Origin of the sequence: Streptomyces sp. SPB162, from assembly GCF_029504575.1 — a bacterium.
Classification (GTDB): Bacteria; Actinomycetota; Actinomycetes; order Streptomycetales; family Streptomycetaceae; genus Actinacidiphila.
The window spans coordinates 2,758,445-2,781,238 of record NZ_JAQFII010000001.1; the positions used below are offsets into that span (position 1 = coordinate 2,758,445).

Consider the following 22,794-nt stretch of genomic DNA (forward strand, 5'->3'; position numbering starts at 1 on the left):
CATGACCCAAGCGACTCTCGCCCCGCCGGCCCAGGCGCCGGCCCCGCACCACTCGGCGGCCGCGGCCAGAAAGACCGCCAAGCGCAAGGACGCACTGCACTGGATCGCCGTGCACTCGCTCGGCATCGCCGCGGCGCTGTTCTTCGTCCTGCCGTTCGTCTTCGTCTTCCTGACGGCCGTGATGAGCGACAACCAGGCGCTCAGCCGCGACCTGTGGCCGCGCGACTGGCAGTGGAGCAACTTCCGACAGGTCTGGGACACCCCGGGCTTCCTGACCTGGTGGCGCAACACCCTGGTGTACGCGGTCTCCGGCACGGTGCTGACCATCGTCTCCAGCCTGCCCGTCGCCTACGCGCTCGCGAAGTTCCGCTTCCGCGGCCGCAACCTGATGATGGTGCTGGTCATCTCGACGATGATGCTGCCGCCGCAGGTCGTCATCATTCCGATGTACCTGTTCTGGACCCGGCAGATGGGCATGGACGGGACCCTGTACCCGCTCATCATCCCGATGGCGTTCGGTGACGCGTTCACCATCTTCCTGCTGCGCCAGTTCCTGCTGACGATCCCGAAGGAGTACACGGAGGCCGCCAAGGTCGACGGTTGCGGCGAACTGCGCACGCTCCTCACGGTGATCGTGCCGATGATCAAGCCGGCCATCGCCGCCGTGGCGCTGTTCCAGTTCTTCTACTGCTGGAACGACTACTTCGGCCCGCAGATCTACGCCAGCTCCAACTCGGCCGCCTGGACCCTCAGCTACGGCCTGGAATCGTTCAAGGGCGCACACCACACCAACTGGAATCTCACGATGGCAGCCACCGTTCTGGTGATGGCGCCCGTGATCGTGGTCTTCTTCTTCGCCCAAAAGGCCTTCATCGAAGGCGTGACCCTGACTGGAGTCAAGGGATGAAACTGGCAGTTGTCGGCGGTGGGTCGACCTACACCCCCGAACTGATCGACGGGTTCGCGCGGTTGCGCGACACGCTGCCGATCGAGGAGCTGGTGCTGGTCGATCCGGCCGCCGAGCGCCTCGAGCTCGTCGGCGGACTCGCCCGGCGGATCTTCGCCAAGCAGGGACATCCCGGAAAGATCACCACCACCGCGAACCTGGAGGCCGGCGTCGCCGGCGCCGACGCGGTACTGCTCCAGCTGCGCATCGGCGGACAGGCAGCGCGCAACCAGGACGAGACGTGGCCCCTGGAGTGCGGCTGCGTCGGCCAGGAGACCACCGGGGCCGGCGGCCTCGCGAAGGCGCTGCGCACCGTCCCGGTCGTGCTCGACATCGCCGAGCGGGTGCGCAGGGCGGCACCCGACGCCTGGATCATCGACTTCACCAACCCCGTCGGCATCGTGACCCGCGCCCTGCTGCAGGCCGGCCACAAGGCCGTCGGCCTGTGCAACGTCGCGATCGGTTTCCAGCGGAAGTTCGCCGCGTTCCTCGACGTGGCCCCCGACCAGGTCCACCTGGACCACGTCGGCCTGAACCACCTCACCTGGGAGCGCGGGGTGCGCCTCGGCGGGCCGGGCGGCGAGGACCTGCTGCCCAAGCTGCTCGCCGAGCACGGCGACGCCATCGCCGAGGACATCCGCCTGCCCCGGGTGATTCTGGACCGGCTCGGCGTCGTCCCCTCGTACTACCTGCGCTACTTCTACGCGCACGACGAGGTGGTGCGCGAGCAGAAGATCAAGCCGTCGCGGGCCTCCGAGGTCGCGGCGATGGAGAAGCAGTTGCTGGCGATGTACGGCGACCCGACGCTGGACGAGAAGCCCGAGCTGCTCTCGAAGCGCGGCGGCGCCTTCTACTCCGAGGCGGCGGTGGCCCTGGCCTCGTCCCTGCTGCGGAACACCGGCGACATCCAGGTCGTCAACACGTACAACAACGGGACCCTGCCGTTCCTCCCGGACGACGCGGTGATCGAGGTCCCGGCGACGGTGGACGGAACCGGCACCACGCCGCTGCCCGTCGCCCCGTTGGACCCGCTGTACGCGGGCCTGATCGCCAACGTCACCGCCTACGAGGACCTGGCGCTCCAGGCCGCCGTCCACGGCGGCCGGGACCGGGTGTTCAAGGCGCTCCTGTCGCACCCGCTCATCGGCCAGTACGAGTACGCCGAGGCGCTCACCGACCGTCTCGTCGCGCACAACCGGGAGCACCTGGCGTGGGCCTGAACGAACCGCTCGTGCCGGGTGGCGTCCTCGCCATCGACGCGGGCAACAGCAAGACCGACGTGGCGATCGTGGCCGCCGACGGGACGGTGCTCGGCACCGCCCGCGGCGGCGGCTTCCAGCCGCCGGTCGTCGGTATCGACTCCGCGGTCGCGTCGCTGGCGGCGATCGTCGCCAGTGCCGCGGCCGCCGCCGGCCTGGCCTTCGGCGACCGCCCGCTGACCGAGCACACCTCGGCCTGTCTGGCCAACGCCGATCTGCCGGTGGAGGAGCAGCAACTGGAGCTGGCGGTGCACGCCCGGGGCTGGAGCCTGAGCACCCGGGTCGCCAACGACACGTTCGCGATACTGCGGGCCGGGGTCGACGAGCCGCGGGGGGTGGCGGTGGTGTGCGGCGCGGGGATCAACTGCGTCGGCATGCTGCCGGACGGCAGGACCGCCCGCTTCCCGGCGATCGGCAAGATCTCCGGCGACTGGGGAGGCGGATCGGGTCTTGCGGAGGAGGCCCTGTTCCACGCCGCCAGAGCCGAGGACGGCCGGGGCGGCCCCACCGAGCTGGCCGCCGCGCTGCCCGCGCACTTCGGTCTCACCTCGATGTACGCGCTGATCGAGGCGCTGCACCTGGAGCACATCGCTCCGGCGCGCAAGTACGAGCTGACGCCGGTGCTGTTCCGCACCGCGGACGCGGGGGACGCGGTGGCGCGGGAGATCGTCAGCCGGCAGGCCGACGAGATCGTCGCGCTGGCGAGCGTGGCGTTGGGGCGGCTGGGGCTACTGGACGAGGAGGTCGACGTGGTGCTCGGCGGGGGTGTCATGGCGGCGGGGAATCCGACGCTGATGGACGCCATCGCCGCCCGTCTCGCCGGCCGCGCGCCGAAGGCGGTGACGCGTGTGGTGAGCGCGGCCCCGGTGCTGGGCGCGGCGCTCCTGGGCCTGGACCACGTCGGCGCGGAGTCCGAGATGCACGCCAAGGTGCGCGCGCACTACGCGTAGCGCCGTCCCGAGACGCCGGACGGGCCCGTTGAGCGGGCCCGTCCGGCGTTTCGGCGGGCGCCCCGGAACCGAACAGGGGTCCGCGGCGTGATGGGATACGGGTGACGTTCGTACGGCAGGGCCGCATAGCGGGCAGTTCGCGCAAGATCCACGCAATCCCTAGGTGGATGACACCGCCTACGGCCATACTGCTGGCCATGAGCTCGACTGCCGTGCGCAGGGGAGTTGTTCCGGGGGAGGATCAGTGACACACACGCCGACGGGGAGCGGAACCCCGGCCGCGCTGGGCTACGGCGCCCCGCCCGCGCCGCACGTTCCCGCACCGCCCGTGAGGCTGCCGGCCGTACCGCCTCCCCCGCTCCCGCCGCCGCCGCGGCGGCGGGCCTGGAGCGAAGGCGTGGACCGGCTGCGCGCGGCCGCGACGACGGAGCCCGGCCGGCTGCGGATCATCGGCGCGGCGCTGGCCCTGCTGGTGGTGGCGTTCGGCGCGGTGACGGCGTGGCAGATCACCGACCGCGCGTCGGCGGCGAGCGACGTGGTCAACCACAGCGCACCGCTGAGTGCCAAGGCCGCGGAGATCTACCGGTCGCTGGCGGACGCGGACACCACGGCGTCGGGCGGCTTCCTCATCGGCGGGCAGCAGCCGAAGTCCGTCACGGACCGGTACGACACGGATCTGCGGACGGCGTCCCGGCTGATCGCGGAAGCGGCGGGCAACGCGCAGGGGTCCGCGAAGACCCTGGAGCAGATCTCGCTGCTCAACCAGCAGCTCAAGGGGTACACGGAGGAAGTGGCGCGGGCCGGCGTCAACAACCGGCAGGGGTTCCCGGTGGGCGGCGCCCATCTGCGGTACGCCAACGAGCTGATGCGGCAGGACGGCGGCCTGCTGGACACCGCCGACAAGCTGTACAAGGCGGAGACGGCGCGCCTGGGTGAGGACTACGCCGCCGCGAAGCAACTGCCCTGGGGGGCCTGGGCGCTGGGGGTGGTCGCGCTCGGCGCGCTGCTGTGGGCGCAGCGCCGCTCGTACCGCCGTACCAACCGGGTCTTCAACCAGGGGATGCTGGCGGCGAGCGCCGCTTCCGTGGTGGTCCTGCTGTGGTCGGTGGTGGGCCACACGGTCGCGGCCTCGCAGCTCGACGCCTCGTACGATCACGGGGCGAAGTCCCTGCAGGTGCTCAACACCCGCCCGGATCGGCGTCCTGCAGGCGCGCGGGGACGAGAACCTGACGCTGGTGGCCCGCGGTTCGGGCGCGTCGTACGAGACCAACTTCCAGGGCGGCATGTCGACCCTGGCGGGCCAGGACCCCCAAGGGGTCGGCGGCGAGATGGCGCAGGCCCTGGCCCTCGCGGACGACGAGGCGGGCCGCGGCCCGGTCAATGACGCGATCAAGGGCGTGCAGGCCTGGCGGGGCCGGCACACGGCGGCGCGCGCCAGCGACAACGGGGGCAACTACGCGGACGCCGTCGCCCAGGTGATCGGCGGCAAGAACCAGCGGGGCGAGGTGGTCACCGCGACCACCGGCCAGTGCTTCGACGTGGTGGACGCCAGCCTGCGCAAGGCCGTCGACCACGAGCAGCAGGAATTCGTACAGGCCGCGAACGACGGCCGTGGGGCGCTGACCGGGCTCCCGGCGGGCGCCGCTCTGCTGGCCGTGCTGGCGGCGGTCGGCGCCGCACTCGGCATCGGGCGCCGGCTGTCGGAGTACCGGTGACCGGCGTGACCGGCCAGGCCGGTGGAGGGAAGCGGACCATGGGCGAGGACATGCCGCGGACGCGGCGGACGCGCCGCAGCTGGCGCGGGTGGGGCGGGGTCGCGGGGATGGCGGCGGCCTGCGCGCTGGTCGTCACCGCGGTGGCGGTCCCGCTGCGTGGTACCGGCGCGGCGGACGAGGGGCGACCGTCGGTCCCCGGGGGCGTCCTGAGCGCCCAGTACGCCTCCACCGAGGACACCTGCGAGCACCCGGAGGCCAGCGGTCAGCGGCCGTCGACGGTGGACGGTGCCGCGGTCCGGCGGATCAAGGAGCACGGCAAGCTCGTCGTCGGCGTGGACCAGAACAGCTACCTGTGGGGCTTCCGCGATCCGGCCACCGGGCAGATCACCGGTTTCGACATCGACCTGGTGCGTGCCATAGCGAAGGACATCCTCGGCGACCCGGAGAAGGTCCAGTACCTGACGGTGCCGACCGACCAGCGCATCCCGATGATCAAGGCGGGGAAGGTGGACATGGTGGTGCGCACCATGACCATCAACTGCTCGCGGCTGAAGGACGTGGCGTTCTCCACCGCGTACTTCGAGGCCGGGCAGCAGCTCCTCGTCCCGCTGGCGGGCACCTCGGTCACCGGGTTCGACAGCTCGCTGAACGGCCGGACGGTCTGCACGGCGAAGGGCTCCACGGGTGAGGCCAAGCTGAAGGAGGAGTCGCACGGCGCGAAGGTCGTCCTCGTACCGAACCAGCTGGACTGCCTGGTGCGGCTGCAGCTGAACCTGGTGGACGCGGTGTTCACCGACAACGCCCTGGCGGCCGGGCAGGCCGCGCAGGACCCGTCGGTCCACCTCATCGGCCAGAAGGTCACCTCGGAGCCGTACGGCGTGGCGATGAACCTCGAGGACACCGATCTGGTGGCCCGCGTCAACAAGGTGCTGGAGGATTACCGCAGCGGCGGCGTCAACAGCCCGTGGATGCAGGCGTACCGTCACTGGCTGGCCGCCAAGCTGCCGGACGTGACGGGCCCGCCCGCGCCGCTCTACAAGGACTGAGCCACCGGGGTCGGTCCGCGGGGACCGGCACCGCCAGAATGAGCTCCGCGCACGACGTGCCGGCTACGGGAGAGAAGGTTCGATGGCGGAGGGGGCACCATCCGGGCCGGTGATGGGCCGGGAGGAGGTGGACCGTGCTCTGGCGCGGCTCGGCGCGGACCACGAGGCGATCGAGTCCTCGCTGCTCGCCTTGCAGGACCACTCCGGCCGCCGGCTGCTCGAGGGTGCCGAACTGACCGGCGTCACGAAGGAGCGCTGGGCGCGGACGGATTCGGCGATCACGCTGCTGTGGTCGCACTTCGAGGCGTACACCGCGGCTCTGAACACCGCGCGCGAGCTGCGGGGCCGCCGCCGCTGGCCCACCCAGACGGATCTGAACGCGCTCACCGAACTGCTGCGCGGCAACGGCGTCTCGGTGTCGGGCGCCGCGGTCCCGGACGCGGCGCGCAGCCTGACGGGCCCCGCCGTGCTCACCGAGCGGTTCAGCCTGGAGCAGCTGCTGGACCGGATGAACGGCTGGTACGAGCAGGCCATGGCGATGGTCGCCGCCGCCGACTCCGTCTGGTCCGCGCTGCCCGCCCGCATCGACCTGCTCGCGGCGGACGTCCAGCGCGTCCGGTCGCTGGCGCACTCGGTGGGGGTGCGCCCCGGCACCCACCCTTCGGGGGACGAGCTGGAGCGGCTCATCGAGGACCTGACGGTGCTGCGCGCGCAGGTGGTCTCCGACCCGCTGGCGTTCTGGCTGCCGGAGCCGAAGCCGGGGCGGGCGGACACCACCCGCTACGAGCAGGCCGGGCGCCGGCTGGAGGAGCTGCGCCGCGAGGTCGACGCCGTGCTGCACGTGCGCGACGACGCCGACCAGCGGCTGCTGCACCTGCGGGACGTGCTCTCCCGGGCGGACCGGACGCTCACCGAGGCGCGCAGCGCGCGCGTCGAGGTGCTGGCGAAGATCGCGGCGTCGGAGGTGCCGGCGGTCAGCGGCCCCGCGTCGGCGCTGCACGAGCGCCTCGCGGCGGCCGACGAGTACCACAGGACCGGCCAGTGGCACCGGTTGTCGCCGCTGCTGGACGGTCTGGAGCAGCACGCGGAGGACGAGTTGCTGCGGGCGCGGGAGTCCCTGACGGCGGTGACGGCGCCACTCGCGGTCCGCGCCGAGCTGCGCGGGCGGCTGGACGCGTACCGGGCGAAGGTGGCGCGGCACGGTATGGCGGAGGACCCGCTGCTGATCGAGCGGTACGACCAGGCGCGCCGCATGTTGTGGAGCGCGCCGTGCGATCTGCGGGCCGCGGAGTCGACGGTGCTGCGCTACCAGCAGGCGGTGGCGGAGACCTTGGGTCCGCGCCAGTCCCAACCCGCGGACAGGCGGGACCACTGATGCGGGACCATCGGACCACGGGATCACCAAAGAGGGCTGGAAGGCCGTCGGACGGCCGCACGAGTGAACGAGGGGGGACACCGTGAGCACATGCCAACGGCCCGGCTGCGGCGGGGCTCTGGAGGACATGGGTGGCGGCGAGCTGTACTGCGACACCTGCGGGCTGGCTCCGGTGGCCGTCGCGCCGGCGAGCGGCTCGGCGCGGTCGGCCGCCGGGGGCGGCGCCGACTCGGGACGCGCGTCGGCGCCCTCCTCGCGGTCGGCGCGTTCGTCCAGGGCCTCCTCGCGCTCCTCGCGCCGCTCGGTGTCGGGGCGGCTGTCGCGCGCGCTGAGCGGCGCGACCAGCGGCCGTTCGGTGTCGGTGCGCAGCTCGCGCAGTACCGGCAGCGGTTCGAGCCGCGGCAAGCTCGGCGCCGGGCTGGTCTCCGTGCCGCCCATCCCGCGGCCGGATCCGGCCGCGGCCGTCCTGGAGAACCCGCAGGTCCCCGAGCGCAAGCGGTACTGCAGCAAGGGTGACTGCGGGGCGCCGGTGGGCCGCAGCCGCGGTGACAAGCCCGGTCGCACGGAGGGTTTCTGCACCAAGTGCGGGCACCCGTACTCCTTCTCGCCGAAGCTGCGGGCGGGCGACGTGGTGCGCGGGCAGTACGAGGTCGTGGGCTGCCTGGCGCACGGCGGGCTCGGCTGGATCTACCTGGCGGTGGACCGCGCGGTCTCCGACCGCTGGGTGGTGCTCAAAGGCCTGCTGGACACCGGGGACGAGGACGCGCTGGCCGCGGCCGTCTCGGAGCGGCGGTTCCTCGCCGAGATCGAGCACCCGAACATCGTCCGCATCTACAACTTCGTCGAGCACCTGGACCAGCGCTCCGGCACCCTCGACGGCTACATCGTGATGGCCTACGTGGGCGGCAAGTCGCTCAAGGAGATCGCCAACGACCGGCGCGGTCCCGACGGCAAGCGGGCGCCGCTGCCGGTGGCGACCGCCATCGCGTACGCCATCGAGGCACTGGACGCGCTCGGCTACCTGCACAGCCGCAACCTGCTGTACTGCGACTTCAAGGTCGACAACGCCATCCAGCAGGAGGACCGCCTCGAACTGATCGACATGGGCGCGGTCCGCCGGATGGACGACAACGACAGCGCGATCTACGGCACGGTCGGCTACCAGGCCCCCGAGGTCGCCGAGCTGGGCCCGTCCGTCGCCTCCGACCTGTACACCGTCGCGCGCACGCTGGCCGTGCTGACCTTCGACTTCCAGGGCTACACCAACGTCTTCGCCGACAGCCTGCCCGACCCGGACAACATCGACGTCTTCTCCCGCTACGAGTCCTTCTACCGGCTGCTGGTGCGCGCCACCGACCCGGACCCGGACAAGCGCTTCGCGTCCGCGGAGGAGATGTCGGATCAGCTGCTGGGGGTGCTGCGCGAGGTCGTCGCGCTGGAGACCGGCAAGCCGCGGCCCGCGCTGTCCACGCTGTTCGGGCCGGAGATCCGGGTGGTGGACACGGAGTTGGTGCACCCACTGCCGGGCGACGCGTCCCGGCTCGGCGCCGACCGCCGCCGCAAGGCGGCCGCCGGCAACGGGGCGCCGCCCGTGTTCATCCCGCCGCAGGCGGGCGTCCAGGCCGGCATCCCGCAGGCCGGTGTCCAGCAGCCGGTCCTCGCGGGCGGGCCGGGCACGGCCGCCCTGCCCTCCGGCGCCCCCGTCCCGTACAGCGCGACCGTCATCGGGGTGCCGGTGACCCCCGCCGCCGGTCCTGGTGCGGCGGGGCAGGCGGGTGGGACCCCCGCGGCCGGCTTCCCGTCGGTCACCCGGCTGGACGCGCCCGCGGCCGTCCTGGCGCTGCCCGTGCCGCATGTGGATCCGTCCGATCCCAACGCCGGCTTCCTGGCCGGCCTGTCGTCCGCGGCGCCCACCGAGCTGATCGCCGCGCTGCAGTCCTCGCCCGTCGAGTCGGTCGAGCGGCGGCTGCGCGATCTGCGGGCCCGGCTCGAACTGGGCGACGGCGCCGCCGCGCTGTCCGTCCTGCAGGGTCTGGCCGACGACGACCTGGAGGACTGGCGCGTCGTCTGGCACCGCGGCCTCACCGCGCTGAGCACCGGCGACCACGAGACGGCCGCACTCTCCTTCGACGCGGTCTACGACGCGTTCCCGGGCGAGTCCGCGCCCAAGCTCGCGCTGGGCATCTGCGCCGAGGTGCTGGGCCAGTTGGACAACGCGACCGAGTACTACCGCCTGGTGTGGAGCACCGACCAGAGCTACGTCAGCGCCGCCTTCGGCCTCGCCCGGGTGCGGCTGGCGGCGGGCGACCGTCCCGGCGCCGTGCGGGTCCTGGAGTCGGTGCCCGAGGCGTCCATCCACTTCACGGCGGCCCGGGTCGCGGCGATCAAGGCCCGGCTGCGCGACCGCTCCCCGCACGAACCGCTGCTGGACGACCTGATGGCCGCCGGCCTGCAGGTCGAGCAGTTGCAGCAGCAGGGCCTCGACGCCGACCGGCGCGAGCAGTTGTCCACCGAGGTGCTCGGCAGCGCGCTCGACTGGGTGCTGGCCGGCGGGCAGGGCACGCCGTCCGCCGTCGGCGCCCGCCCGGCGCTGCTGGGCAGCGCGCTGGACGAACGTGGGCTGCGCTTCGGTCTTGAGCGCTCCTACCGGGTGCTGGCCCGGCTGGCCCAGAAAGACCGCACAAGGATCGAACTGGTGGAGCGGGCCAACCGCTTCCGCCCCCGGACGTGGGTGTAACCGAATGCCAGGACTGCCGGAGTCGGCCCAGTCAGCTCAGTCGATCAGCTGCCCCAGCTGTGCGGAACCGCTGGAGGAGGGCGACAAGTTCTGCGGCGTGTGCGGCACGGACGTGACCGTGCCGTTCTCCGCCGCGGGCTCCGACCTGCCCGGAACCGGGCCTTCCGGCAACGGCTCCGCGGCGTCGGGCGCGGTGCCGCGCAACGGCGAGTACACCGATCCCTTCGCGCTCGCGCCACCGCGGAGCCCTGCCGCGCCGCCCGCCCCGCCCGCGCCTCCCGCCCCGCAGCCCGCGGCGGAGGTCGCCGATCCCCGCGAGGAGTTGCTCGCGGTGCCGGCGCCGCAGGGGCCGACCTGCGTGGCGTGCGGGGTCGGCGGGGTCGACGCCGACGGGTACTGCGAACACTGCGGGCACGCGCAGCCGCGGGTGCGCGACCACCAGGAGCGTGAACTGGAGGGCGTGGCCGCGGTCAGCGACCGCGGTCTGCGGCACCACCGCAACGAGGACGCGTTCGCGGTGGCGGCGACGTCGCTGCCGGACGGGACGCCGGCGATCATCGCCGTGGTCTGCGACGGCGTCTCGTCCGCCTACCGGCCCGACGACGCCTCGGCGGCGGCCGCCGCGGTGGGCAGCGAGAAACTGCTCGACGCGCTGGAGCACGGCAGTCCGCCCGAACAGGCCATGCACGACGCCCTGCTGGCGGCGGCCCACGCGGTGGCGGTGCTGGCCGAGGAGGACGACGACCGGCAGGGCCCGCACCACAACGCCCCGGCGTGCACCTGCGTCAGCGCGGTCGCGGCGGGCCCGGTCTTCACCGTCGGCTGGATCGGCGACAGCCGGGCGTACTGGATCCCGGACGACCGCGACACCCCGTCCGCCCGCCTCACCGAGGACGACTCGTGGGCGGCCCGGATGGTGTCGGCGGGGCTGATGTCGGAGGCCGAGGCGTACGCGGACGAGCGCGCCCACGCGATCACCGGCTGGCTCGGCGCCGACGCCGTCGAAATCGATCCGCACACCGCTTCCTTCCAGCCGGAGGGAACGGGTGTAGTGGTCGTGTGCACCGACGGGCTGTGGAACTACGCCGAGTCCGCGGCCGAACTGGCGGCGGTGGTACCGGCCGACGCCCGCGCCCGGCCGCTGCACTGCGCGCAGACGCTGGTGGGCGTGGCGCTCGACGGCGGGGGCCACGACAACGTAACAGTCGCCGTACTTCCGTTCCCGGCCACGGTGGGGCGGGCAGGATCCGAACCTGCGTAGAACCGGTCCCTCGTCGGGGGATGTTGTTGTGGACTGAGGAGCGCGAGGAGCTCACGCGATGGCCAATTTCTCCAAGTCGAACGTGCCGCAGTTTTCGGTCGACATCTATCAGAACGAGTACCTGCCCGAGGGCGGCCGCGAGGTCAACGCCATCGTCACGGTGACGTCGACCGGCGGCGGCACCTCCGGCGGTCACCCGCTGGCGGCTCCCGGGTACGCCGTCGACGGCGCTCCGGGCGGAGCGGTGGTGATCATGGTGGACTGCTCCGGTTCGATGGACTACCCGCCCACGAAGATGCGCAACGCCCGTGACGCGACCGCCGCCGCGATCGACACGATCCGCGACGGGGTGGCCTTCGCCGTGGTCGGCGGCACCCACCAGGCCCGCGAGGTCTACCCCGCCAACGGCGGCCTCGCCATCGCCGACGCGCAGACCCGCGGCCAGGCCAAGCAGGCGCTGCGCAAGCTCACCTCGGGCGGCGGCACCGCGATCGGCACCTGGCTGCGGCTCGCGGACCGGCTGCTGGCCACCGCGGACGTGCCGATCCGGCACGGCATCCTGCTGACCGACGGCCGCAACGAGCACGAGAAGCCGGAGGACCTGCGGGCCACCCTGGAGGCCTGCGCCGGGCGCTTCACGTGTGACGCGCGGGGGGTGGGGACGGACTGGGAGGTCAAGGAGCTGACCGGGATCGCCTCCGCGATGCTCGGCTCCGTCGACATCGTCGCCGATCCGGCCGGGCTGAAGGCGGACTTCCAGGCGATGATGGAGACCGCGATGGGCAAGGAGGTCGCGGACGTGGGACTGCGGCTGTGGACCCCGCAGGGTTCCGAGATCCGGTTCGTGAAGCAGGTCGCGCCGACGGTCGAGGACCTGACCGCGCGCCGCACGGAGGCCGGTCCGCGGGCCGGCGACTACCCCACCGGCTCCTGGGGCGACGAGTCCCGCGACTACCACGTGTGCGTCCAGGTCCCGAACGCCGGTGTCGGCCAGGAGATGCTGGCCGCCCGTCTCTCGCTGGTCCTGCCACAGCCGGACGGCACCTCCCAGGTGCTCTCGCAGGGCCTGGTGCGGGCGGTGTGGACCGACGACATGGCCGCCTCCACCCGGATCAACCCGCAGGTCGCGCACTACACCGGCCAGGCGGAGCTGGCGTCCGTCATCCAGGAGGGGCTGGAAGCACGCAAGTCGGGCGACCTCGACGGGGCGACCGCGAAGCTGGGCCGCGCGGTGCAGCTCGCGAGCGCCTCGGGCAACGACGACACCGCGAAGCTGCTGGCCAAGGTGGTCGACGTGGTCGACGCGCCGAGCGGTACCGTACGGCTGAAGGCGAGGGTCGCGGACGCCGACGAGATGACCTTGGAGACGCGCTCGACGAAAACCGTCCGCGTCAAGAAGTAACCGCACTCGGAAGTAACCGCGCTCGCGGGCGGAGGGGGAGCCAGCCAGATGTCGACTTGTCCGAACGGTCACCAGTCGGGAACCGACGACTGGTGCGAGGTGTGCGGCCACCGCATGTCCGCATCCGCCGTGCCGTCCGCCTCCGTCAACTCCGGGGCGGCCCGCCCGGTGGCCTCCGGCTACGATCCGGACGCGACGGCGGCGGCGGAGCCGTGCCCGACCTGCGGTACCCCCCGGGAGGGGCGGGCGCTGTTCTGCGAGGAGTGCCGCTACAACTTCCAGACGCACACCGCCACCACCTTCGTCCCGGCGCCCGCCCCTCCCTCGCCGCCCTCACCAGGGTTTCCGCCCTACCAGCGGTACGAGTCGCAGCGCTCGCGCCCGTCCCAGATGAACCGCCCGGCCGAGCCGCTGGCTCCCGAGGCGGTCACTCCGGGCGAGGAGGGCGACTCGGGTGACTTCCTGCTCACCCCGCCGAGCGCGCCCTCCACCCCGGCGGCGCCGTCCCGGCCCGAGGCCGCCGCCGCGCCGGAGCCGCTCGCGCCCGAGGTGACGACGTGGGTCGCCACCGTCGCCGCCGACCGCGACTACTTCACCGCGATGATGGCCCGCAGCGGCCCGGACGCCACCGGCCTGTACTTCCCGTCGTACTCCCCCGAACTGCGGCTGCCGCTGATCGGCAACCAGATCACCATCGGCCGCCGCCGGCACAGCACGGGCGAGGCTCCCGACATCGATCTGTCCCGCGCCCCCGAGGATCCGGGTGTCTCGCACCAGCACGCCGTCCTGGTGCAGCAGCCCGACGGCGGCTGGTCCGTCGTCGACCAGGACTCGACGAACGGCACCACGGTGAACGGCGCGGCGGACCCGATCCAGCCCTACCTCCCGGTACCGCTCAAGGAGGGCGACCGCGTCCACGTGGGCGCCTGGACGACGATCACCGTCGGCCGCGGCTGACCTCCGCCCGTCACGCGGCCGGGACCGCCCAGGTGTGGGGGCCGTCCGGGTCGTCGAGCCAGGTCCACTGGCGGCCGTCCCTGACGGACAGGCCGTAGCGGTCGCGCGTCGGCCGGGACGCCTCCTGCCACAGGTCGTGGGCGCTCTCCACGATCGCCCACAGATCGCGGGGGCCGGCCGGCAGGACCGTGCCGTTCCCGTCGGCCCGGGCGCTGGAGCCGTCCGGGGCCGCGACGGCGACGCCGCGGTCGCCGGAGTCCCAGCCGACCTCCAGCGGGCCCGCCCGGAGGGTCAGCAGGAAGCGGAAGAGGCTGTCCTCCAACACCTCCGGCGGCGTGCCCGACCTCCGAACGGGGGCGCCGGCCGCCCTTTCCTCCGGTCCCGGATCCGGCCGGCGGGCCGCGGCCGGGCCGCGCAGCGGGACGAAGTAGGCCGAGGTGCGCAGGAAACGCCCCTCCGCGCGGTCGGGGCCGGTGACGGTCAGCAGGATCAGCCCGCCCGCGAACGGCGCGAGGATCCGGCCGCCGGGGCGGCACTGGCGCAGCCAGGCGGGCGGCACGGAGGGCAGCTCGCAGGTCGCGACGATCCGGTCGTAGGGCGCCCGGTCGGGGTGGCCCAGGGCTCCGTCGCCGGTGACGACGGCCGGCGCGGCGCCCACCGTCGCGAGGTGCGCGCGGGCCGCGTCGGTGATCACCGGGTCCAGGTCGACGGTGGTGACGGCGTCGTCACCGAGGCGGTGGGCGAGCAGCGCCGCGTTGTAGCCGGTGCCGGCGCCGATCTCCAGCACCGTCTGCCCGTCGCCCACCCGCAGCGCCTCGGCCATCGAGGCCATCAGGGACGGCTGGCTGCTGGACGAGATCAGCCGCCCGTCGCGCACGTGGGTGACCAGCGGAACGTCCTCGTAGGCGCCCGCCAGCCAACGGGCACGCCGCCGCGGGTCGGGGTCGTCCCCGGTGAGGCGCTCGTAACCACCGGGCCGCGGAGTGAAGTACTCGGGGACGAACAGGTGGCGCGGCACCTGCTCGAACGCCGCCCGCCACGCGGGGTCGGCCAGCCCGCCCGCCGCGACGATCCGCCGCACCAGCAGCCGGCGCGCCGCGTCCGCCGCCTCGGCGTGGCGATCCTCCCGGTCCGCGTCACCCATACCTCCACTGTGCGGCGGTGGGGCCCGATGCGCGACGCCCCCGGGTGCCGGCCGGCAGCGGGTAGGAGGTCCCAGGTCCTCCGCCGGACCGTCTGAGACCATGGAGGAGTGCCGCACGCTTCCGGGGGCGACCCCGGCGCCGCGTACGCGCACCCCGTCGACCGGCGCCGGGCCGGTGCGACATCTTGAGGTGGAGCTGAGTGAACGAGACCCCGCAGGACACGGCGCCGCAGCAGACGTTCTACGACGCCGTCGGCGGCGAGCAGACGTTCCGGCGTCTGGTGCGCCGCTTCTACGAGGGTGTCGCGGGCGATCCCGACCTGCGGGCGATGTACCCGGAGGAGGACCTCGGCCCGGCCGAGGAGCGGCTGACGCTCTTTCTCATGCAGTACTGGGGCGGCCCGCGCACGTACAGCGACAACCGCGGCCATCCGCGGCTGCGGATGCGGCACGCGCCCTTCCAGGTGGACCAGGCCGCGCACGACGCGTGGCTGCGCCACATGCGCGACGCGGTCGACGACCTCGCGCTCGCGCCCGACCACGAACGGCAGTTGTGGGACTACCTGGTGTACGCCGCCGCGTCGATGGTGAACACCGCCGGCTGAGTGGAGCGCCCATGACGTCCGGGCTGTCCGCTGACCGGACAGCGGGTCTCGGACATCGGGTCACGATCGCATTGCGACAATTTTCTGCACTTCCTCACGCCCTACCTGTTTGAGATCATCCGAACAGCGGGCGAACGGGGGATCGGCGTGACGGGGTTTGTGTTTCTGCGCGTCCGCGCGCACCGACTGCTGCTGACAGCGGCCCTGCTCACCGTGGTTCTCACCACCAGCGTGCTGGCCACCCTCGCCGCGTTCACCAGTGCCATCGGCGATGCCGGACTGCGCCGCACGCTGGAACACCAGTCGGCCGCGCGGACCACCGTCAACGCCCAGCTGACCGTCACGGCCGACACCTGGCGGACCACCGACTCCGCGATACGCGCGAACCTGGCAACCGCCTACGACGGGCTGACCGCGCGGGTGCGCTCCAGCACCCGTTCCGGGCCGTACGCGCTGCCGGCCGCGCTGGGCGGCGGCACGTCCGGCACCCGCAAGAGCGCCGACCCGGACCTGACGCTGCTCGCCACGTTCGACCGGGCGCGCGTGACGCTGGTCCAGGGCGGCTGGCCGACCGCCGTCGACCGCGGCACCGGCGTCGTGCCGGTGGCGGTCCCCGAACCCGTGGCGCGCTCCCTGGGCGTGCGGCCCGGCACCCTGGTCGATCTGACCAGCCGGCTCGACGCCCCGGTGCTCCACATCCGGGTCACCGGCACCTACCGCCCCACCGACCGCGCCGACCCGTACTGGCAGCTCGACCCGATGGGCGGCCACGGCATCAGGACCGGCTCGTTCACCACCTACGGGCCGCTGCTCGCCGATCCGAGCGTCTTCACCGCCGGCCGCCTCACCCCCGCCGAGATGTCCTGGCAGAGCACCGCCGACTTCCGGGACCTGGACACCGCCGGGATACCCGGGGTGCGGGACGACGTGCTGCGGAGCATCGACACCCTCTCCAGGAACCCGGCGAACGCCGGCATCCAGATCTCCTCCGAGCTGCCCGACCTGCTCACCGGCGTGCAGCGGACCCTGCTGGTGACCCGCTCCACCCTGCTCATCGGCGCGCTGCAACTACTCATCCTGGCCGGCTTCGCACTGCTGCTCGTCGCCCAGCTGCTGTCCGAGGAGCGGGCCGGCGAGACCGCGCTGCTGCGGGCCCGCGGCGGCTCGCGCGGCCGCGTCGCCCGGCTGGCCGCCACGGAGTCCCTGCTGCTCGCGGTGCCCGCGGGCCTGGCGGCGCCGCTGCTCGCCGGGCCGGTCATCCGGCTGCTGGCCGGGCAGGGCGCGCTGGCCAGGTCCGGCACCGACCTGGGCGGCGCCATCGGCGCCACCGCCTGGTGGGTGGCCGCCGGAACCGCGCTCGCCTGCGCCTTCGCCGTCATCGTGCCCGCCCTGCGCAGCCCCGGGAGCTACGTCGCGGAGCGCTCGGCACGCGCCAGGCGCGGGGCGCTGCCCGCGGCGGTGCAGGCCGGGGCCGACCTCGGGCTGCTGCTGCTCGCCGGGATCGCCTACTGGCAGCTGTCGCGCCGCGCCAAAGACAGCGGGGTGCTGAGCGCCGACACCGGCGGCAGCCTCGGCGTGGACCCGGTGCTGGTCGCCGCGCCCGCGCTGTGCCTGCTGGCCGGCACCGTCCTGATCCTGCGGCTGCTGCCGCTGGCCGCCCGGCTCGGCGAGCGCAGGGCTGCGCGGGGCAGCGGGCTGGCGCTCGCCCTCGCGGGCTGGCAGCTCTCCCGGCGGCCGCGGCGCGGCGCCGGAGCCGTCCTGCTGCTCGTACTGGCCGTCGCCATGGGGATGTTCGCGATCGGACAGGGCGCCAGCTGGGACCGGTCCCAGCGCGACCAGGCCGACTTCACGGTGGGCGCGGACCTGCGGGTGACCGGCTCCACCACCCCGCCGTTCGGACAGGCGGGGGTGTACGAGCACACCCCCGGCATCGCCACCGCCGCACCGGCCGCACGCGCCCAGCTGATACTTCCCGAACAGCGCGTGGCCTCCGTCCTCATGATCGACACGGCGAAGGCCGGCGAGGTGATGCGGTTCCGCGACGACCTCGCCGACCGCCCGCTGACCGAACTGCTCCAGCCGCTGCGGAGCGGCCCGTCCGGCGGGGCGAAGAAGACCGGCGCGGTGCAGGACACCGGCGGTTTCCCGGTCGACGAGACCGCCCGGCAGCTGCGCATCACCGCGCGACTCGACTCGGACGGGCAGGGCGGGGTCGTCGACTCCCTCACTGCCGTCCTCAAGGACGGCAACGGCGTCACGTACCCCTTCCCGCTCGGCGACGTGCCGGCCGACGGGAAACCCCACCTCCTCGTCCTGGACCTCACCGACGCGGCGGGCCGTACGGGCGGGTCGCCCGCCGGCCCGCTGCGGCTCACCCGCGTCGAAGTGGACTACGCGGCACCCGAGTCCACCGAGAAGCACCGGCTGACCCTCGCACCCGCGATCGTCTCCACGAACGGCACCGTCCGCCCGTTGACGGCCGCAGCCGGCTCGTCCTGGGCGGCGAAGGCCCAGATGCAGCGGGACGACGCCACGTTCGGCGGCGACCCCGGCCTGCGGCCGAACGCCGGGACCGTCACCAGCGCCGCCGCGGGCGACGCGCTGACCGTGGAGTACTCCACCGGCGCCCTGGACGTGGCCCTGGGCGACGCCCAGAGCGCCCACCTCTCCGTACGCGTCGCCGAACCGGCCGCCCCGGCGCTCGCCGGGGTCGCCACCGACGCCTTCCTGCGGACCACCGGGAGCAAGGTGGGCGGCGACGTCCGCGTCGAACTGAACGGCGTCGAGACGGCCGTACGCATCACCTCCGTGATCCGCGCCCTGCCCGGCACCACCGCGCCGGCCTCCTCCACGAAGGACGGCGGAGCGCTACTGCTGGACCTGCGCGCCGTGAACCTCCTGCTCAACGCGACGGGCGGCCGTGGCATGGAACCCGGCGAGTGGTGGCTTTCGGCCGAGCCGGGCGCCACCGCGCGGGTCGCCGCCGCGCTGCGCGACCGGGCCGACATCGACTCGCTGCTGGTGCGCGACGAGACCGCGTCGGAGATGCGGGCCGACCCGCTCGGTGCCGGGCCGCAGTCGGTGCTGCCGGCCGCTGTGATCGCCGCCGCCGTGCTGGCGGCGGTGGGCTTCGCGGTCAGTTCGGCCGGCGCGATCCGCGAACGCAGCGGGGAGTTCGCGGTGCTGCGGGCGCTGGGAGCGCCTCGCCGCAAGCTGGCCCGGATGATGGCCGCGGAGCAGGGGCTGCTGGTGCTGCTCGCCCTGGTGGTCGGGGTGGCGCTGGGCGCGCTGCTGACGCGGCTGGTCGTACCGCTGATCGTGCTGACGGCGCAGGCGTCCCAGCCGGTCCCGACCCTGCTGGTCACGCTGCCGGTGGGGCCGCTGGCCCAGCTGATCGCCATCGTGCTGGTCGTACCGCTGCTGGTGGTCGTCCTGACGGCGGTCCGGCGCGGCGACCCGGTGACCGCGCTGCGCAGGCAAGGGGAGGACTGACATGACGAACGGGACCGAAGGCCTGCCCGGCGCTACGGAACGGGACGGCGACGGAACCGGGCGCGCTCACCGGATCGCCGCCCTCCCTTGGGTGCGGGTCCGGCTGCGCGCCGCTCCGGCCGCCGCCCTCGCGATGGCGCTGCTTGTCCTGGTCACCGCCTTCCTGGCGGCCGCACTGCCGCGCGCGGTCGACCGCTACGAGGTCAAGGCGCTGCGCGGTTCCCTCGCCGACGCCAAGCTGCGCGACCGCAGCCTCACCCTCAGCGAATCCTCGTCGGGTCCCGACACCGAGGGCGCGGCCGGATCCTCGCGGTTCGCACCGGAGTGGATCGCCGGCGTCGAGGCGGAGTTCCAGAAGCTCGTACGGCCGCCCCTGCGGCTGCTGCCTGGCCAGTCCGTCTTCGGCGTCAGGACCGGCAGCGACTCCGCGGCGCTGGATCCCGCGCTGCCCCGGCCGACCAAGGCGCTGCACCCGAAGGCCGACCTCGTCGCCCAGCAGGGTCTGGAGCAGCACTCCCGGCTGGTGGCCGGCAGCATGCCGCGCGGCCCCGCTCCCACCGACGCGTCGGGCGGGTCGAACCGTGTCGACGCGGCCGTCACGGAGCAGACCGCCAAGGTGATGGGCCTGCGCCCCGGCTCCGAGATCCACCTCAGCACCCTGCGCACGACGTTCGTAGTCCACGTGACCGGGGTCGTCTCGCCCACCGAACCGGGCGGCGCGTACTGGAACGAGGACCCGGACGTCCTCACCCCCCAGTTGACGTCGCCCCCGCCGGCCCCGGCGACCTCCCCACGTTCTACTGGCACTTCACCGTGCTGATCGCGCCCGAGGCGGCACCCACCCTGCTCAGTCTGGGCAAGGGCGCGTCCTTCTACTGGCACCACCCCGTCGACGCCGGCCGGCTCACCCCCCAGGACGTCGCCCCGCTCCAGACACGGCTGGCCTCGCTCGACAGCGGTCCGGACGCCACCACGCTGCAGACGGGCACCGGGAGTTACATCCGCGCCACCACCGGACTCGGCCGGGTGCTCACCTCCTTCGAACGCGACCGAACGGCGACGCTGCCGCTGGTCCTGGTCGCCGCGATCGGTGTCGGCGCCACCGCGTTCGCCGTCCTGCTCATGGCCGGCGGCCTCGCGGCCGAGCGGCGGCGGAACGAACTCGCCCTGCTGCGTTCGCGTGGCGGCTCGATGCGCGGCATGTTCGGACGCCTGCTCGGCGAGACGACGGCGGCCGCCGTGCCGGCCTCGATCACCGGCATCGTGCTCGCGCTCGTCCTGCTGCCGGCCGACCGCTACCTGCTGTCCGTACTGCTCGGCTCCGCCGTGGCCGTGACGGCCTCGCTCGCCCTGCCGCTGCGGGCCGTCGCCGCCCACCGCCGACCGCGCCCGGCCGCACGCGAGGACATGGCCGCGGCCCGGCCCTCCCGGCGCCGTACGGTGGTCGAGCTCACGATCACCGTGCTGGTGGCCGGCGCGGTGGCCGCCCTGCGGCGGCGGGGCACCGTCAGCGGCGCCGACCCGTTCCTGGCGGCCGCGCCCGTCCTCGTCGCCATCGCCGCCGCCATCCTCCTGCTGCGCCTGTACCCGCTGCCACTGCGGCTGCTCGCCCGGCCCGCGGCCCGGCTCACCGGCGCCGTCACCCACCTCGGCCTCGCCCGCGCCGGCCGCTCCCCCGCCAGTGCCCAACTGCCGCTGCTCGCCCTGCTGATGTCCCTCACCGTCGCCTCGTTCGGCGGCGCGGTACTCGCCGGGGTCGCGGACGGCCGTGACGAGGCGGCCCGCGCGGCGATCGGCGCGGACGCCAGGATCGACGCCAACTTCGTGCTGCCGGAGAAGCTCGCGGCCACCATCCGGAAGGTGCCCGGCGTCGCCGGGACCCTCGGCGTCCGGGTCGAACCCACCGCTTCCACCGCCGGCTTCGGGATGCCGTACAGCCTGCTCAGCGTCGACCCGGTCGCGTACGCCGCGCTGACCCGTTCCAGCGGGCTCCCCGCCTTTCCCGCCGACGCGCTCCTGCACGACGACGGCACCGGCCCGATGCCCGCCGTCGTCTCCCGGAACCTCGCCGCGAAGCTCGCGGGCGGGACCACCTCGGTGCAGCCCGCCATCGGAACGACCGAGATCAGGGCAGCGGCGGTACTGGACCTCACCGCGGCCGCGCCCAACACCGACTTCGTGATCGTCTCGTCCGCGCAACTCGTCAAGCGGCACCCGGACATGAACCTCCGGCAGTTCACCGGGCCCACGGTGCTGATGGTCACGGCGGACGGCCCGATCGACGGCAAGGCGCTGCGCGCCGCCACCGCCGCGACCGGCGGCGACCTGTTCGTGTCCCTGCTGAGTGAGGAGCGCGGCACGCTCTCCGACTCGGCGCTGCAGTCCGGGGCGCGCGGCATCTACCTCGCCGCGGTCGCGGGCGGCGCCGGCTACAGCGCGCTCGCGCTGCTGCTGTCCCTGCTCCAGGCCGCCCCCCAGCGTGCCGCGCTGCTCGCCCGGATGCGCATGATGGGGATGGGCCGGCGCGACGGGCGACGGCTGGTGTTCCTGGAGATGCTGCCGCAGGCGCTGCTGGCGGCGGTCGGCGGCGTGCTCGTCGGCCTCGCCGTGATACCGCTGCTCGGACCCGGCGTGGACATCACCGCGCTCGCGTTCGGCAGCGACCCGGGCACGACCGTTCCGGCCGGCCTCGGGCTGCGGGTCGACCCGCTCTCGCTGGCCCTGCCGTCCGCCGGGCTGCTGGCCCTGGCCTACGTGGTACTGCTGGCCCAGGTGTGGGTGACGGGACGGCGCCGTGAGAGTACGCACCTCAGAGTAGGAGACCGCTGATGACCGACACCACCGCGGGCGGCGCCACGATCACCCTGGCCGATCTGGAGCAACGGGCGGCCGCCCGCCGGGAGCAGGCCGCCTATGGCCAGAACGCGCTCATCACCTGCGACCGGCTGGTACGGATCTTCACGGCCGACGGCGTCGAGGTCCAGGCACTGCAGGGCCTGGACCTGCTGGTCGCCCAAGGCGAGCTGATGGCCCTGGTCGGCGCGTCGGGCAGCGGCAAGTCCACCCTGCTCAACATCCTCGCCGGACTCGACGTCCCGACCGCGGGCGCGGCCTCCGTCGGCGGCTACGACCTACTGGACATGGACGCCAAGTCCCGGCTGCGCTACCGCCGGGAGGTCGTCGGCTTCGTGTGGCAGCAGACCGCGCGCAACCTGCTGCCGTACCTGACGGCGGCCCAGAACGTCGTGCTGCCGATGCAGTTGTCCGGCCGCGACGGATTCCGTGCCAAGCGGCTGCACGCCGCCCGCGCCACGGAACTGCTCACCATGCTCGGCGTCGGCTACTGCCACGACCGGCACCCCCACCAGATGTCCGGCGGCGAGCAGCAGCGCACGGCCATCGCCGTGGCGCTCGCCAACTCCCCGTCCCTGGTGCTGGCCGACGAGCCCACCGGCGAGCTGGACTCGGCCACCGGCGAGCAGGTCTTCGCCGCGTTCAGGACCGCCAACGAGGAGCTCGGCACGACCGTCGTCGTCGTCACCCACGACCACGCGGTGGCCGACGCCGTACGGCGCACGGTCGCGATCAGAGACGGGCGTACGGCCTCCGAGGTGCTGCGCCACACCGAGATCGACGAACACGGGCAGGAGTCGGTCGTCGCCCGCGAGTACGCCACCGTCGACCGCGCCGGACGGCTGCAGCTCCCGCGCGACTACACGGCGGCGCTCTCCATCGAGAACCGGGTGCTGCTGGAACTGGAGTCCGACCACATCGGCGTGTGGCCGGACCGGGCGGCGGCGCCGGAGGAGGACTGAACCGAAGGCCGCGGGCGTGACGGTCAGGCCGGCAGGAAAGTCAGGCCCGCGTGACCCTCACGTCTGCGTGACCCTCAGGCCGGCGTGACC

At 73.7% G+C, this 22,794-nt stretch carries 17 protein-coding genes; 16 read left to right on the forward strand and 1 reads right to left on the reverse strand.

All coding sequences use genetic code 11. From position 1 onward, the window contains the following. The first annotated feature begins 1 nt into the window (after position 1). The 11 genes from M2266_RS12640 (at position 2) to M2266_RS12685 (ending at position 13,648) form a co-directional block, all read left to right on the forward strand. Complete coding sequence (locus M2266_RS12640) at positions 2-907, forward strand: carbohydrate ABC transporter permease (protein WP_277438289.1); 906 nt, start codon at positions 2-4, stop codon at positions 905-907. Further along, complete coding sequence (locus M2266_RS12645; protein WP_277438290.1) at positions 904-2,166, forward strand: 6-phospho-beta-glucosidase; 1,263 nt, start codon at positions 904-906, stop codon at positions 2,164-2,166. The genes M2266_RS12640 and M2266_RS12645 overlap by 4 nt, the downstream gene beginning before the upstream one ends. Beyond that, a complete protein-coding gene (locus tag M2266_RS12650; protein ID WP_277438291.1) occupies positions 2,157-3,155 on the forward strand; it encodes a BadF/BadG/BcrA/BcrD ATPase family protein in 999 nt (332 codons plus the stop codon). The genes M2266_RS12645 and M2266_RS12650 overlap by 10 nt, the downstream gene beginning before the upstream one ends. A 244-nt stretch (positions 3,156-3,399) precedes the next feature. Then, positions 3,400-4,539 (forward strand): hypothetical protein, encoded by a 1,140-nt coding sequence (locus M2266_RS12655; RefSeq protein ID WP_346780884.1) that lies wholly within the window; start codon positions 3,400-3,402, stop codon positions 4,537-4,539. Continuing rightward, positions 4,484-4,870, forward strand: coding sequence for a hypothetical protein (locus M2266_RS32315; protein ID WP_346780885.1), 387 nt, complete (start codon positions 4,484-4,486; stop codon positions 4,868-4,870). Before M2266_RS12655 ends, M2266_RS32315 begins: the two co-directional genes overlap by 56 nt. Before the next feature lie 50 nt (positions 4,871-4,920). Beyond that, the gene (locus M2266_RS12660; protein ID WP_277441177.1) at positions 4,921-5,916 is read left to right on the forward strand and encodes a glutamate ABC transporter substrate-binding protein; all 996 of its coding nucleotides are present in this window, start codon (positions 4,921-4,923) and stop codon (positions 5,914-5,916) included. Positions 5,917-5,998: 82 nt separating this feature from the next. Next, positions 5,999-7,291, forward strand: coding sequence for a hypothetical protein (locus M2266_RS12665; RefSeq protein ID WP_277438292.1), 1,293 nt, complete (start codon positions 5,999-6,001; stop codon positions 7,289-7,291). Between the two features lie 127 nt (positions 7,292-7,418). Next, the gene (locus M2266_RS12670; RefSeq protein ID WP_277441178.1) at positions 7,419-10,028 is read left to right on the forward strand and encodes a tetratricopeptide repeat protein; all 2,610 of its coding nucleotides are present in this window, start codon (positions 7,419-7,421) and stop codon (positions 10,026-10,028) included. Between the two features lie 4 nt (positions 10,029-10,032). Then, the gene (locus tag M2266_RS12675) at positions 10,033-11,289 is read left to right on the forward strand and encodes a PP2C family serine/threonine-protein phosphatase (protein ID WP_277438293.1); all 1,257 of its coding nucleotides are present in this window, start codon (positions 10,033-10,035) and stop codon (positions 11,287-11,289) included. Positions 11,290-11,347: 58 nt separating this feature from the next. Then, on the forward strand, positions 11,348-12,691 hold the full coding sequence (locus tag M2266_RS12680; RefSeq protein WP_277438294.1) for a VWA domain-containing protein: 1,344 nt from the start codon (positions 11,348-11,350) through the stop codon (positions 12,689-12,691). Positions 12,692-12,739: 48 nt separating this feature from the next. Then, on the forward strand, positions 12,740-13,648 hold the full coding sequence (locus M2266_RS12685) for an FHA domain-containing protein (RefSeq protein ID WP_277438295.1): 909 nt from the start codon (positions 12,740-12,742) through the stop codon (positions 13,646-13,648). 10 nt (positions 13,649-13,658) lie between these two features. Here the strand turns inward: M2266_RS12685 and M2266_RS12690 are convergent, their stop codons facing one another. Then, the gene (locus M2266_RS12690; RefSeq protein ID WP_277438296.1) at positions 13,659-14,792 is read right to left on the reverse strand and encodes a methyltransferase domain-containing protein; all 1,134 of its coding nucleotides are present in this window, start codon (positions 14,790-14,792) and stop codon (positions 13,659-13,661) included. 200 nt (positions 14,793-14,992) lie between these two features. On the opposite strand from M2266_RS12690, the gene M2266_RS12695 reads away from it, so the two are divergent. The 5 genes from M2266_RS12695 to M2266_RS12715 all read left to right on the forward strand — a co-directional run bounded on the left by M2266_RS12695 (position 14,993) and on the right by M2266_RS12715 (position 22,704). Beyond that, positions 14,993-15,397: a globin gene (locus M2266_RS12695; protein ID WP_277438297.1), complete on the forward strand. Its 405-nt coding sequence runs from the start codon at positions 14,993-14,995 to the stop codon at positions 15,395-15,397. A gap of 147 nt (positions 15,398-15,544) precedes the next feature. Then, complete coding sequence (locus M2266_RS12700; protein WP_277438298.1) at positions 15,545-18,889, forward strand: FtsX-like permease family protein; 3,345 nt, start codon at positions 15,545-15,547, stop codon at positions 18,887-18,889. Between the two features lies 1 nt (position 18,890). Then, entirely contained in the window at positions 18,891-19,709 is an 819-nt protein-coding gene (locus tag M2266_RS12705; protein WP_277438299.1) for a hypothetical protein, read from the forward strand. After that, a complete protein-coding gene (locus tag M2266_RS12710; RefSeq protein WP_277438300.1) occupies positions 19,703-21,718 on the forward strand; it encodes an FtsX-like permease family protein in 2,016 nt (671 codons plus the stop codon). Before M2266_RS12705 ends, M2266_RS12710 begins: the two co-directional genes overlap by 7 nt. Beyond that, entirely contained in the window at positions 21,718-22,704 is a 987-nt protein-coding gene (locus M2266_RS12715; protein WP_277438301.1) for an ABC transporter ATP-binding protein, read from the forward strand. Before M2266_RS12710 ends, M2266_RS12715 begins: the two co-directional genes overlap by 1 nt. Positions 22,705-22,794: the final 90 nt, after the last annotated feature.